The sequence below is a fragment of the Paraoerskovia marina genome, from assembly GCF_900105445.1.
GTDB lineage: Bacteria > Actinomycetota > Actinomycetes > Actinomycetales > Cellulomonadaceae > Paraoerskovia > Paraoerskovia marina.
The window spans coordinates 815,564-827,851 of the sequence record NZ_LT629776.1; the positions used below are offsets into that span (position 1 = coordinate 815,564).

Consider the following 12,288-nt stretch of genomic DNA (forward strand, 5'->3'; position numbering starts at 1 on the left):
CGTCGATCGGTCGCGACAGCGACCTCTCGGGTCAGATGCTCGGGCTACCCCCCGGCGAACGGCGGGAGGACGTCGACGGTGCTGCCCGGCGAGAGCGGCGTGGCAGGGTCGTGGACCCGGATCCCGTCGGCGAGCACCGAGCATCGGGGCAGGACGTCGGCGAGCGTCGGGTGCGCCGCGACGATCTGCTCGGTGAGCGTCCCGAGCGTTCCCGTGTCGACCGTCTCGGTCTCGGTCCCGGCCGCGTCACGGGCCCCGGCGAAGTAGCGCACGGTGATCATCGAGGCCCTCCGGCGGGCGCGGGGTCGCGGTGCCAGTCGCCCGACTTCCCGCCGCTCTTGGCGAGGAGCCGGATGTCCGTGAGCACGATCGACTTGTCCAGGCCCTTGAGCATGTCGACCGTCGCGAGCCCGGCGACGCTCACCGCGGTGAGGGCTTCCATCTCGACGCCCGTCCGGTCGGCGGTCCGGACGGTCGCCGTGATCTCGACGCCGTCGTCCGTGACGGTGAGGTCGACGGTCGCGCCGTGCACCCCGATGACGTGGGCCAGCGGCAGGAGCTCGGCGGTGCGCTTGGCCCCGGCGATGCCGGCGATCCGCGCGACGGCCAGGACGTCGCCCTTGGGGACGGTCCCGTCGCGCAGGGCGGCGACCACGGGGGGCGGTGCGAGGACTGTGCCGGCGGCCGTCGCGGACCGGACGGTGGGCGTCTTCTCGGTGACGTCGACCATGCGGGCGTGGCCGGCGTTGTCCAGGTGCGTGAATGTCATGGGGTGATCATGCTCGATCGGGCGGTCAGGATGCCCGGCCGCGTGCGGCACGGCGCCTGACCGGGCCGAGCGTGAAGAGCAGCGTCGCCAGCGCGGTGACGGCGAGCAGGATGAAGCCGATGTCGTAGTCGCCCTGGGCGCCGTAGACGGCCCCCATGATCAGCGGCGGGATGAAGCCGCCGAGGCCGCCGGCCGCGCCGACGAGGCCGGTGACACCGCCGACCTTGTCGGGCGGTGCGAGGTCGGAGACCAGGGCGAACGTCGCGCCGGAGGATGCGCCGAGCGCCGCCGCCATGGTGAGGAACGCGATCGTGCCCACCGGAAAAAGGGAGGGCTGGAACGCGATCACGGCGGCGCCGAGGGTCACCAGAGCGAAGCAGACGACGTTGACCGCGACACCACCGAACCGGTCGGAGAGCGTCCCCCCGATCGGGCGCATGATGACGGCGAGGACGACGAACCCGGCCGTGCGGTTGGCGGCGTCGGCCGCCTCGAGCCCGTAGGCGTTCGTCAGGAACGTCGGCAGATAGACGGAGAACGCGACGAACCCGCCGAACCCGATCGCGTAGAGCCACGAGAGCTGCAGCGTCGCGGGGAGCTTGAAGGTGCTCCACGTCCGGGACCAGAATCCGCCCGTGGCGGGCGCGGGGCGGCTGGGCGAGTCGCGCAGCCAGATCCAGGAGACGACCGCGAAGATCGCGAGCACGGTGGCGACCAGGACGAACGGGGCCTCCTCGCCCCACGCGTCGCGGATCGGCACCGTGGTGAACGCCGCGATCGCGGTACCGCCCATGCCGGCGCCGAAGAGCCCGAGCGCCGTCCCGCGCCGTGACGGCGGGAACCAGGCGTTGTTGAACGGAATCCCGATCGCGAACGTCGTGCCGCCGAGTCCCAGGAAGAACCCGCCGACGATCAGGCCCGTCAGGCTGTCGGCGAGGAACCCGAGGTAGAGCACCGGCAGGATCGTCAGCGCGCTGACCAGCGGGAACATGATGCGGGCGCCGAAGCGGTCGGTCAGTGCGCCGACCGGGATCCGCCCGAGCGAGCCGACGATCACCGGGACCGCCACGACCACGGAGGTCTCGACGTCGGACAGGCCCAGTGCCTCCTGGAACGTCCCGCCCAGGGGGCTGAGCAGGGCCCAGGCCCAGAAGTTCAGCGCGAAGCCGACCGTGGAGAGGACCAGCTGGACCGTGGCCCGGCTGCCGTACCCCTCGTCGGGGATCGCCTGCGGGGGTGCCGTCGAACCTGTGGTCATCGTGCTCTCCTCGGCTGGTGCGTGACTTGAACGTAGCGTTCCGGTGGCTCTCCGTCTATTGATCTTGAAAATCTCGTAAAAAAGGGTGTCTACGGCTCGACGTCAGGAACCGCGTGGGGGTTGCCGCCGGTCAGCCGCGCACTCACCTTCGTCGCCTGCCCGGCCGCGAGACGGCGCGCCAGCACGCCGACACCACCGGTGATCGCCGCGAAGGCCATCGCCTCGGGGAGGGAGATGTCGGGATCGTCGGTGTCGGTCGGGGCGTCGTGCCCCGAGGCCTTCTTCCAGATCGTCGAGACCACCTTGGTGGCGATCCACCCGGCCGCGAAGGTCAGGGCCAGGGTCGCGACCTTGGTCGCCATGTCCTGGTCGTCGTTCTTCTTCTGCTTCTTCTTCGACACGTCGTCTCCTCAGCCGCTCCGTTGGACGATTCCCACCGTAGTGCGACCGGGGCGACTCCGCCGGACCACGGACCCACGGGCGTTGCGCGGCGTCGTAGACTGCGGCTGTACGACAGGGGAGCGCCCCAGAGCGCTGAGAGTGCGGCACGCCGCAGACCCTTGAACCTGATCCGGTCAGCACCGGCGGAGGAAGTCGACGTCCGAGGAGGACTCTTGCGCACCACCATCACCACCCGTTCCGTCGCCGCGTCCGGCGCGGTCCTCGCGCTCGCCCTGACGGGCTGCGCGAGCAGCGACACCGGCGACGCCGAGGGCTCGTCGGCCGAGACGGGGAGCAGCACCGTCACCCTGGTCACCCACGACTCGTTCGCCCTCAGCGACGGCCTGCTCGACGAGTTCACCGCGGAGTCGGGGTACGACGTCGAGCTGGTCGCCCCCGGGGACGGCGGCACCCTGGTCAACCAGCTGATCCTCACGAAGGACTCGCCCCTTGGCGACGCCGTCTTCGGGGTCGACAACACCTACGCGAGCCGCGCCGTCGACGAGGGCGTCTTCGACCCGTACCTCTCGTCCGCGCTTCCCGAGTCGGCGGCCGCAGAGGTTCCCGCGGGCGAGAGCCTGACCCCGGTCGACCGGGGGGACGTCTGCATCAACGCCGACCTCGCCTGGTTCGAGGAGAACGACCTCGACGTCCCGACCACGCTCGACGACCTGGCCGACCCCGCGTACCAGGACCTCCTCGTCGTCACGAACCCCGCGACGTCGTCGCCCGGACTCGCGTTCCTGCTCGCGACCGTCGGGGCCAAGGGCGAGCACGGGTGGACCGACTACTGGACGGCGCTCGCGGACAACGGCGTCAAGATCGCCGACGGCTGGGAGGACGCGTACTACGTGGACTTCACGGGTGCCGGCGGAGCCGGTGACCGTCCGCTCGTGCTCTCCTACGCCACCTCGCCGGCGTTCACCGTGACCGAGGACGGCTCGGAGACCACGACCACGGCGCTGCTGGACACCTGCTTCCGCCAGGTCGAGTACGCGGGCGTGCTCGCCGGTGCGGAGAACCCCGACGGCGCCCGGGAGCTCGTGGACTTCCTCGTGAGCCGCACGGTCCAGGAGGACATCCCCGGCCAGATGTACATGTACCCCGTCGACGGCGACGCCGCGCTGCCCGACGAGTGGGCCCGGTTCGCCCCGCTCGCCGACGACCCGTTCGACGTCGACCCGGCCGAGATCTCCGCGCACCGCGGCGACTGGATCGAGACCTGGACCGCCACGGTCCTCGGCTGACCATGCGCCCGGCTCGCGCGCACCGCAGCTGGCCCCCGGTGGCACGCGTCGTGCTCTGGGGGCTGGCGGCGGGCGTGCCGCTCGCCTTCCTCGCGATCTTCTTCGCGTGGCCCGTCCTCGCCCTCGTCGGACGAGGCTTCGTGACCGACGGATCCCTGGACCTGAGCGGGGTCGCCGAGGTGTTCGGCGAGTCGCGCACCTGGCGTCTGCTCGGGATCACGCTGGGCCAGGCGGTGGTCGGGACCGTCGCCTCGCTGGTGCTCGGAGTCCCCGGCGCCTACGTCCTGTACAGATGCCAGTTCCGCGGTCGTACGTTCCTCCGCGGGCTGGTGACGGTGCCCTTCGTCCTGCCCACCGTCGTCGTCGGCGTCGCGTTCCGCGCGCTCCTCGCCCCCGGTGGCCCGCTGGCGTTCCTCGGCATCGACCAGACCTTCACCGCGATCGTGCTCGCGCTCGTCTTCTTCAACTACGCCGTCGTCGTCCGGACGGTTGGCGGCCTCTGGGAACGGCTCGACCCCCGGGCCGAGCAGGCCGCGCGGGCGCTCGGAGCCTCCCCGGCCCGGGCGTTCCGGACGGTCACCCTGCCCGCCCTGACCCCCGCGATCACCTCCGCCGCCTCGCTCGTCTTCCTCTACTGCGCGACGGCGTTCGGCACCGTCCTCGTCCTCGGCCCGCCCGGGTACGGCACCATCGAGACGGAGATCTACGTCCAGACGACGCAGTTCCTCGACCTGCGATCGGCGGCCGTCCTGTCGGTGGTCCAGCTTGTCGTCGTGGCCGGGGCGCTCGTCGCCGCGGACCGCACCCGGGCGCGCCGCGAGAACGCCCTGGGTCTGCTCCCCGAGGCGCACGGCGGGCGGCGGCTGAACCTGCGGGCCGACGCCGTGCCGACCGCCGTGACGGCCGCCGTCGTGATCCTGCTCCTGGCCCTCCCGGTCGCCACCCTGGTCACCCGCTCCCTGCATGCCGCCGACGGCACCTGGACGCTGGACAACTACCGCAACCTCGCGACGACGGGCGGCCCCAACGCGCTGTCCGTCACGGTGTGGGAGGCCGCGGGCAACTCGCTGCGAGCGGCCGCGCTCGCAGCGCTGATCGCGGTCGTCGTCGGCGGTCTGGTGGCCCTCGTGGTCTCGCGCCGACCACGGGCGCGCGTCGGCAGGCGTGCCCTGCGGACCCTCGACTCCGTCTTCATGCTCCCGCTCGGCGTCTCCGCCGTCACCGTCGGCTTCGGATTCCTGATCACGCTCGACCGGCCGCTGGGGCTCGACGTCGACCTGCGCACCTCCGGGCTCCTCGTCCCGATCGCGCAAGCCGTCGTCGCGATCCCGCTGGTGGTCCGTGTGGTGCTGCCCGTGCTGCGGGCCATCGACCCGCGCCTGCGCGAGGCCGCTGCGACGCTCGGCGCCGGACCGGGCCGGGTTCTCGCCACCGTGGACCTGCCCGTCGTGCTCCGACCCCTCGGCCTGGCCGTGGGGTTCGCGTTCGCGACCTCCCTCGGGGAGTTCGGCGCCACGTCGTTCCTCGCCCGCCCCGACACCGCGACCCTCCCGGTCGTGATCTTCCGGCTCATCGGCAAGCCCGGGGCCGAGAACTACGGGATGGCGCTCGCCGCGAGCGTCGTCCTCGCCCTCGTCACCGCGACGGTCATGCTCCTCGCGGAGCGGCTGCGCGGAGAAAGTGCAGGAGAGCTATGAGCCGCGGGCTCGAGGTGCGCGACGCCGTCGTGCGGTACGGGACGACGACGGCGGTCGACGGGGTGAACCTCGACGTCGCCGAGGGCGAGGTGCTCGCCCTGCTCGGTCCGAGCGGCTGCGGCAAGTCCTCGCTGCTGCGCGCGGTCGCCGGTCTCGAGCCGCTGGCGGACGGGTCCGTCGCGTGGCACGGGCGGGACCTGGCGGCCGTGCCGGTGCACCGCCGGGCGTTCGGGCTGCTCTTCCAGGACGGACAGCTGTTCGCGCACGCCGACGTCGCGAGCAACGTCGGGTACGGGCTGCGCGTCGCCGGCGTACGCCGTACGGACCGCGAGGCCCGGGTGGACGAGCTGCTCGGGCTCGTCGGGCTCTCCGGGTACGGGTCCCGGGCGGTCACGGCGCTGTCGGGAGGGGAGAGGCAGCGCGTCGCGCTCGCACGTGCCCTCGCGCCCCGGCCCCGCCTGCTGCTGCTCGACGAGCCGCTCTCCGCGCTCGACCGTGCGCTGCGGGAGCGTCTCGCGGCCGAGCTCCGGGAGATCCTCACCGCCACGGGCACCACCGGGGTCTTCGTCACGCACGACCACGACGAGGCGTTCGCCGTCGCGGACCGCGTCGCCGTGATGGACGCCGGCACGATCCTGCAGGTCGCCCCGCCGGAGGAGCTCTGGGCCGCCCCGGTGTCGTGGCGGGTCGCGGACTTCCTCGGGTACCAGGCGGTCGTCGACGTCGACGACGAGCGGGTCGCCGTCGGCCCGACGGGGCTGGAGACGACGGCGCCCGACGTCGGCCGGTGGGTGGGCGACGTGGTCCGGTCGGTCCGGAGGCGCGGACGCACCGAGGTGACGGTCGACGTGGACCTGGGAGGCGGCGTCGGACGCTACACGGCGGTGCCGGGCGCCGAGTTCACCGACGGCAGCGACATCTCGGTCGGCCTGCGCCTGCGCGCCGACGGGTGCGCGCACCTCCCGGCCCGGTGACCGCGCGCGGCCAGAGCTCGGTCAGCCCCCGCTCGACGCGAGCGGCTTCTCCCACAGCGCGCAGACGCCCGCTCCGCGGAACCCGAGCGCGACGTTGATGTCCAGCATCGGGCCGTTCTCCTCGGCGTTCCACGTGTGGATGCGCGTCATCCCCGGACGGTCGGCCTGCAGCGCGAGCAGGTTCGCCGCCTTCATCAGCATGCCGAGACGGCGCCCCCGGTGCTCGGACAGCACGAGCGTGTCCTCCTGGAACGCGAACTGGTCGGTCGCCGGGCCGACGACGATCGTGAACCCGGCGAGCGTGCCCGACGGGACGTGCTCGGCCACCGCCATGCGGAAGACGTTGCCGCGCGCGTGCTGCTCGTCGATCAGCGACCGGTAGCGCTCCGCGTCCCACGCCTCCTCGGAGACCTCGAGGTCGCCGTGCGGGATGTCGGTGCTCATCCGCTGCTGCAGGTGGGCGACCTGGTCGATCCACTCGTCCGGCACGACGTCGTCCCACACGTGCGTGCGGTACTCGTCACCGGCGTGCTCCGCGGCCTCCGCGTGCAGGCGCCCGAGCAGGCCGGTGTCCACCGGCAGCGTCAGCACCGAGTACCGCTCCACCTGGCGCAGGGTGAACCCGGCGCGGAGCGCGGCACGGACGGTCGGGTCGTCGGCCGGCACGCGGCCGCTGCCGGTCGGTGCCTCGATCGCACCGGGTCCCGGAGGTGGCTCGGGTGCGTGGTCGGTCGCGAGGCCGACCGTCCGGCGCCCGGCCTCCGCCGCGTCGCGCTCCACCGCGGCGAGAAGCGCGTCGTGCACCGCGCCGTCCTTGCGCCCCGGACGGACCGTGAGCGTGGCGTCGAGCAGGTGCGTGTTGTCCGTCAGCGGCATCGCGTAGGACGCGAACCCGACGACGTCGCGCGGTCGCGGAGGGTCGGCGGTGGCCGCGGGGTCGACCGCGACGAGCACGGCGCGCCGGGCGTACCGCTGGTTCCCCTGGATGACCAGGATCTGGTCGGCCGGAAAGACGAGGTCGTCGTGCCCGAACGTCGCGAGCTCGGCCTCGACCTCGACGTCGGCACGCCCCTTGTACGCCCACGCGTCGGGGTGGTCGAGGTGCGGGGGATGCGGGGCGCGGACGACGCGCGGGCCGGAGGTCACCCGTCAATCGTCACCCGGTGGGTCGGCGCCGTCCACACAATTACCGTCCGCGTCACGGCCGACCACGTGGTTCCGTGTACTTCCGTGGGCGGGAAGTGGACACAACCGCGTGGTCGGCAGCGGGCGGGCCGACGACGCGCGGGATCAGCCGCGCAGCGCCTGGTACGTCTCGATCAGGGCCTTGGTCGACGAGTCCTGGGCGGCGAGCGCCTCGGCGTCGCCGGCGACGGCCGGGGCGACCTCGAGCGCGAGCTTCTTGCCCAGCTCGACGCCCCACTGGTCGAACGAGTCGATGCCCCACACGACGCCCTGGACGAACGTGATGTGCTCGTACAGCGCGACGAGCTGACCCAGGACCGCCGGGGTGAGGGCCGGGCCGAGGATCGACGTCGTCGGCCGGTTCCCCGAGAAGACCCGGGCGGGCACGATCGACTCGTCGGTGCCCTCGGCCCGCACCTCGTCCGCCGTCTTGCCGAACGCCAGCGCCTTCGTCTGCGCGAAGAAGTTGGCGAGGAAGAGACCGTGGACGTCCGTGTCCCCGTCCGCGAGCGGGTACGCCGGCTGCGCGAACGCGATGAAGTCGGCGGGGATCAGGCGGGTGCCCTGGTGGATCAGCTGGTAGAACGCGTGCTGCCCGTTGGTGCCGGGCTCGCCCCAGAAGACCTCGCCCGTCTGCGACGTGACGGGTGAGCCGTCCCATCGCACGGACTTGCCGTTGGACTCCATGGTGAGCTGCTGCAGGTATGCCGGGAAGCGGTTGAGCTGCTGCGCGTACGGGAGCACGGCGTGCGTCTCGGCACCGAGGAAGTTCACGTTCCAGATGTTCAGCAGGCCCATGAGCGCGGGGACGTTCTCGCTGATCGGTGCGGTCCGGAAGTGCTCGTCCATCGTGTGGAAGCCGCCGAGGAACTCCTCGAACCCGTCCGGGCCGATCGCGATGGCCAGCGACAGGCCGATGGCGGAGTCGACGGAGTAGCGACCGCCCACCCAGTCCCAGAACCCGAACGCGTTGGCCGGGTCGATCCCGAAGTCCGCGACCTTGTCGAGCGCCGTCGAGACGGCGACGAAGTGCTTGGCGACGGCGTCACGACGGGCGTCGTCGGTGTCGGCCAGCGCCCCGGCCCCGGCCAGCGACGTCCACAGCCACTCGCGGGCCAGGCGCGCGTTGGTCAGGGTCTCGAGCGTGCCGAACGTCTTGGACGCGACGATGAACAGCGTGGTCTCGGGGTCGAGGTCCGCGGTCTTCTGCGCGACGTCGGTCGGGTCGATGTTGGAGACGAACCGCACCTCGAGGCCGTCCTGGACGTAGGGCTCGAGCGCCTCGTACGCCATGACGGGGCCCAGGTCGGAGCCCCCGATGCCGATGTTCACGACCGTCTCGACACGCTTGCCGGTGACGCCGGTCCACTCGCCGGAGCGGACCTTGTCGGCGAAGTCGGCGAGCGCCGCGCGGACCTCGTGCACGTCCTCGTCCACGTCCTGGTCGTCCACGACGAGGTGGGCGTCGCCGTCCTCGGGCAGGGGCCGACGCAGGGCGGTGTGCAGGACGGCGCGGTCCTCGGTGACGTTGATGTGCTCGCCGGTGAACATGGCGTCCAGCCGGCCGGCGAGACCGACCTCGTCCGCGAGACGCGTCAGCAGGGCGACGGTCTCCTCGGTGATCAGGTTCTTCGACAGGTCGACGTAGAGGTCGCCCGCCCGGTGCGTGAAGCGCTCGGCGCGCTGCGGGTCCGCGGCGAACCATCCGCGCAGGTCGCTCGTGAGGTCGGAGTGGTGGGCGGTCAGGTCCGCCCAGGCCGTGGTCGTCGTCGCATCGATGGGTGCCGTGCTCACGCCAGGTGCCTGCCTTCGGTCGCTGTGTCTCGGGGGAGGCGTCGTCGTCGACCGCCACCCACCACCGTATGACGTGCGCGGTGCGCGCGCCGCCGTAGCCGCAGTGCGAGCAGAAGGCAGGGGTGCTCCCGAGACGGCCGGGCTACGGGCGGGGCGGTGCGGTCGACGCGCGCTCGAGGAGCGAGGCATCAGACTGGAGAGGTGCACCGTGCACCCGACCCACGAAGGAGTACTCCGATGACGGACCGGACGGCCTCGGCCGCCGCATCTGACCGTGTCCGGGCGATGGTCGCCCGGATGACGCTCGAGCAGAAGCTCGCCCAGATCGTCGGGTACTGGCTCGACCAGGGTGGTGAGGTCGTGGCCCCGATGCAGGGGGAGATGTCCGGCGTGCCCGAGGACCTCGCCGCCATCACCCGGCACGGCATCGGGCACTTCACCCGCGTGTACGGGACCCGCCCGGTCGACGCGGCCGAGCGCGCCCGGTGGCTCTGGACGGAGCAGCGGAGACTCGTGGCGGAGACCGGGATCCCGGCGCTCGTGCACGAGGAGTGCCTGACCGGGCTGGCCGCGTGGCGTGCCGCCACGTTCCCGACCCCGCTCGCCTGGGGCGCCTCGTTCGACCCCGGGCTGGTCGAGGAGATGGGGTCGGCGATCGGCGGATCCATGCGGGAGCTCGGCATCCACCAGGGGCTCGCCCCGGTGCTGGACGTCGTCCGGGACCCCCGCTGGGGTCGCGTCGACGAGTGCATCGCCGAGGACCCGTACGTCGTGGGCACGCTCGGCACCGCCTACGTCCGCGGACTGCAGGGCGCCGGCGTCCACGCCACCCTCAAGCACTTTGCGGGGTACTCGGCCTCCCGCGCGGGGCGCAACCACGCCCCGGTGTCCGCGGGCCCCCGGGAGATGGCCGACGTGCTGCTGCCGCCGTTCGAGATGGCCGTGCTCGACGGCGGGGTGCGGTCGGTGATGCAGGCGTACGTCGACGTCGACGGCGTCCCAATGGCGTCCAGCGAGGAGTACCTCACCGGCATCTTGCGCGACCGCTGGGGGTTCGACGGGACCGTCGTCGCCGACTACTTCGGGGTCGCCTTCCTCCACGTCATGCACAAGGTCGCCGCCGATCTCGGCGAGGCCGCGGGCCTGGCGCTCGCCGCCGGCGTCGACATCGAGCTCCCCACGGGCGACGCCTACCTCGAGCCGTTGGCGGCGCGCGTCCGGGACGGGCTCGTGGACGAGGCCCTGGTCGACCGTGCCGTGCTCCGGGCCCTGCGTCAGAAGGAGGAGCTCGGCCTGCTCGACGAGACGTTCGACGACGAGCCCCCGGCAGTCGTCGACCTCGACCCGCCGGGCCACCGGGCGATCGCGCGCCGGCTCGCCGAGGAGTCCGTGGTGCTGCTCGCGAACGACGGCGTCCTGCCCCTTGTCGCACCGGGGCGTCCGGCTCCCGCTCGTGTCGCCGTCGTCGGGCCCAACGCGGACCGCGCCGAGGCGCTCATGGGGTGCTACTCGTTCGCCAACCACGTCCTGGCCCACCACCCCGGCACCGAGCTCGGGTTCGAGATCCCGACCGTCGCCGAGGCGTTGCGCTCCGAGCTCCCGGACGCCGAGATCACCGTGTCCGCGGGCTGCGACGTGGACGGGGACGACCGCTCGGGGTTCGCGGCCGCGGTCGAGGACGCCGCCGCGGCCGACGTCGCGGTGCTCGTCCTCGGGGACCAGGCGGGCCTCTTCGGGCGCGGCACCGTCGGCGAGGGCAACGACGCCGAGAGCCTGGAGCTCCCCGGCGTGCAGGCCGACCTCGTCGAGGCCGTCCGCGCGACCGGTACCCCGACCGTCGTCGTGCTCCTGACCGGACGACCGTACGCCGTCGGCCCCGTGCTGGAGGACGGGGCGGTGCTGCAGGCCTTCTTCCCCGGGGAGGAGGGCGGGACGGCGCTCGCGGGCATCATCACCGGGCGGGTCTGCCCGTCGGGCCGCCTGCCGGTCTCCCTCCCGCGCTCTGGCGGCGCCCAGCCGTACTCGTACCTGCACCCGACGCTCGGCGGCCCCAGCGAGGTCACGAGCACGGACTCGACCCCCGCCCGGCCGTTCGGGTTCGGGCTCTCGTACACCAGGTTCGAGCGCACCGGTCTGGTCGCCGACGCCCGGGTGGCGAGCGGTGGGACGTTCGCGGCCTCGGTGCGCGTGACCAACACCGGCGACCGCGCCGGGACCGACGTCGTCCAGCTCTACGCGCACGACGTCGTGGGCTCGATCCCGCGCCCCGTCGCGCTGCTCCTCGGGTACGCGCGTGTCGACCTCGCCGCGGGGGAGTCCGCCGTCGTGCACCTCGAGGTCCCCACGACGAGGTTGGCCTTCACGGATCGCTCGATGGTGCGGGTGGTCGAGCCGGGAGAGGTCGAGCTCTGGGTCGGCCCCGACTGCGCGACCCGGGAGTCCGAGGCCTCGATCGTCGTCGACGGCCCCGCCCACGCGGTCACGGTCGACGACCCGCGGGTCGTGGGAGTCCGGGTGGAGCGCGCCTGAGGCGTGCCAGACTCGGACCATGCGCGTGGACAGCTGGTTGTGGGCCGTGCGGTTGACCAAGAGCCGGTCGATCGCGACGGCGGCGTGCCGGGCCGGTCACGTCCGGATCGACGGGGTGCGGGTCAAGCCCTCGGCCAAGGTCGTGACCGGCAGCCGTGTCTCGTTCCGCGGGGCCGACCACCGGTTCCGGGACGTCGAGGTGGTGCAGCTGCTCGCCAAGCGGGTCGGTGCCTCGGTCGCCGTCGCGGCGTACGTCGACCACTCGCCGCCTCCTCCGCCGCCCGAGGCCGTCGCTCCCGCCGGCGTCCGTGACCGGGGCGCCGGGCGGCCCACCAAGCGCGAGCGCCGGGAGATCGACCGGCTCCGGGGACGCGACTGAGCGCGCGTCGTCGTG

The 12,288-nt window shown here is 72.9% G+C and carries 11 protein-coding genes and 1 riboswitch; of the genes, 5 read left to right on the forward strand and 6 right to left on the reverse strand.

Annotated features, from left to right (window positions below; all coding sequences use genetic code 11):
- Positions 1-44 precede the first annotated feature (44 nt).
- From BLU20_RS03630 to BLU20_RS03645, 4 genes are all read right to left on the reverse strand, one after another.
- The gene (locus BLU20_RS03630) at positions 45-281 is read right to left on the reverse strand and encodes a MoaD/ThiS family protein (RefSeq protein ID WP_083371623.1); all 237 of its coding nucleotides are present in this window, start codon (positions 279-281) and stop codon (positions 45-47) included.
- The gene (gene moaC / locus BLU20_RS03635) at positions 278-769 is read right to left on the reverse strand and encodes a cyclic pyranopterin monophosphate synthase MoaC (protein WP_083371624.1); all 492 of its coding nucleotides are present in this window, start codon (positions 767-769) and stop codon (positions 278-280) included. The genes BLU20_RS03630 and moaC overlap by 4 nt, the downstream gene beginning before the upstream one ends.
- Positions 770-794: 25 nt before the next feature.
- Positions 795-2,027 carry an MFS transporter gene (locus BLU20_RS03640; RefSeq protein ID WP_083371625.1) on the reverse strand — a complete coding sequence of 411 codons (1,233 nt, stop codon included), beginning with the start codon at positions 2,025-2,027 and terminating at the stop codon, positions 795-797.
- Positions 2,028-2,116: 89 nt separating this feature from the next.
- Positions 2,117-2,428 (reverse strand): DUF4235 domain-containing protein, encoded by a 312-nt coding sequence (locus tag BLU20_RS03645; protein ID WP_231959279.1) that lies wholly within the window; start codon positions 2,426-2,428, stop codon positions 2,117-2,119.
- 104 nt (positions 2,429-2,532) lie between these two features.
- A riboswitch (TPP riboswitch) is annotated at positions 2,533-2,637 on the forward strand.
- Between the two features lie 4 nt (positions 2,638-2,641).
- Here BLU20_RS03645 and BLU20_RS03650 point away from each other — a divergent pair.
- The 3 genes from BLU20_RS03650 to BLU20_RS03660 are packed head-to-tail and all read left to right on the forward strand — an operon-like array spanning position 2,642 to position 6,386.
- Positions 2,642-3,715 carry a thiamine ABC transporter substrate-binding protein gene (locus BLU20_RS03650; RefSeq protein ID WP_083371626.1) on the forward strand — a complete coding sequence of 358 codons (1,074 nt, stop codon included), beginning with the start codon at positions 2,642-2,644 and terminating at the stop codon, positions 3,713-3,715.
- 2 nt (positions 3,716-3,717) lie between these two features.
- The gene (locus tag BLU20_RS03655; RefSeq protein WP_083371627.1) at positions 3,718-5,412 is read left to right on the forward strand and encodes an ABC transporter permease; all 1,695 of its coding nucleotides are present in this window, start codon (positions 3,718-3,720) and stop codon (positions 5,410-5,412) included.
- Positions 5,409-6,386, forward strand: a complete 978-nt coding sequence (locus BLU20_RS03660; RefSeq protein WP_083371628.1) for an ABC transporter ATP-binding protein — start codon at positions 5,409-5,411, stop codon at positions 6,384-6,386. Before BLU20_RS03655 ends, BLU20_RS03660 begins: the two co-directional genes overlap by 4 nt.
- A 21-nt stretch (positions 6,387-6,407) precedes the next feature.
- Here BLU20_RS03660 and BLU20_RS03665 read toward each other — a convergent pair whose 3' ends face one another.
- Both BLU20_RS03665 and pgi read right to left on the reverse strand, forming a co-directional pair.
- Positions 6,408-7,532: a hypothetical protein gene (locus tag BLU20_RS03665; RefSeq protein ID WP_083371629.1), complete on the reverse strand. Its 1,125-nt coding sequence runs from the start codon at positions 7,530-7,532 to the stop codon at positions 6,408-6,410.
- A 144-nt stretch (positions 7,533-7,676) separates the two neighbouring features.
- Positions 7,677-9,365 (reverse strand): glucose-6-phosphate isomerase, encoded by a 1,689-nt coding sequence (pgi, locus tag BLU20_RS03670; protein WP_083371630.1) that lies wholly within the window; start codon positions 9,363-9,365, stop codon positions 7,677-7,679.
- A 237-nt stretch (positions 9,366-9,602) separates the two neighbouring features.
- On the opposite strand from pgi, the gene BLU20_RS03675 reads away from it, so the two are divergent.
- Positions 9,603-11,894 (forward strand): beta-xylosidase/alpha-l-arabinosidase, encoded by a 2,292-nt coding sequence (locus BLU20_RS03675; RefSeq protein ID WP_083371631.1) that lies wholly within the window; start codon positions 9,603-9,605, stop codon positions 11,892-11,894.
- Positions 11,895-11,913: 19 nt separating this feature from the next.
- Positions 11,914-12,273, forward strand: coding sequence for an RNA-binding S4 domain-containing protein (locus BLU20_RS03680; protein ID WP_083371632.1), 360 nt, complete (start codon positions 11,914-11,916; stop codon positions 12,271-12,273).
- Positions 12,274-12,288: the final 15 nt, after the last annotated feature.

Excerpts from the sequence above, each read along its gene's own strand:
- BLU20_RS03680 (WP_083371632.1), top strand. The coding sequence starts at position 11,914 with ATGCGCGTGGACAGCTGGTTGTGGGCCGTGCGGTTGACCAAGAGCCGG.
- moaC (WP_083371624.1), bottom strand. The coding sequence starts at position 769 with ATGACATTCACGCACCTGGACAACGCCGGCCACGCCCGCATGGTCGAC.
- BLU20_RS03660 (WP_083371628.1), top strand. The coding sequence starts at position 5,409 with ATGAGCCGCGGGCTCGAGGTGCGCGACGCCGTCGTGCGGTACGGGACG.
- BLU20_RS03640 (WP_083371625.1), bottom strand. The coding sequence starts at position 2,027 with ATGACCACAGGTTCGACGGCACCCCCGCAGGCGATCCCCGACGAGGGG.
- BLU20_RS03630 (WP_083371623.1), bottom strand. The coding sequence starts at position 281 with ATGATCACCGTGCGCTACTTCGCCGGGGCCCGTGACGCGGCCGGGACC.
- BLU20_RS03675 (WP_083371631.1), top strand. The coding sequence starts at position 9,603 with ATGACGGACCGGACGGCCTCGGCCGCCGCATCTGACCGTGTCCGGGCG.
- BLU20_RS03655 (WP_083371627.1), top strand. The coding sequence starts at position 3,718 with ATGCGCCCGGCTCGCGCGCACCGCAGCTGGCCCCCGGTGGCACGCGTC.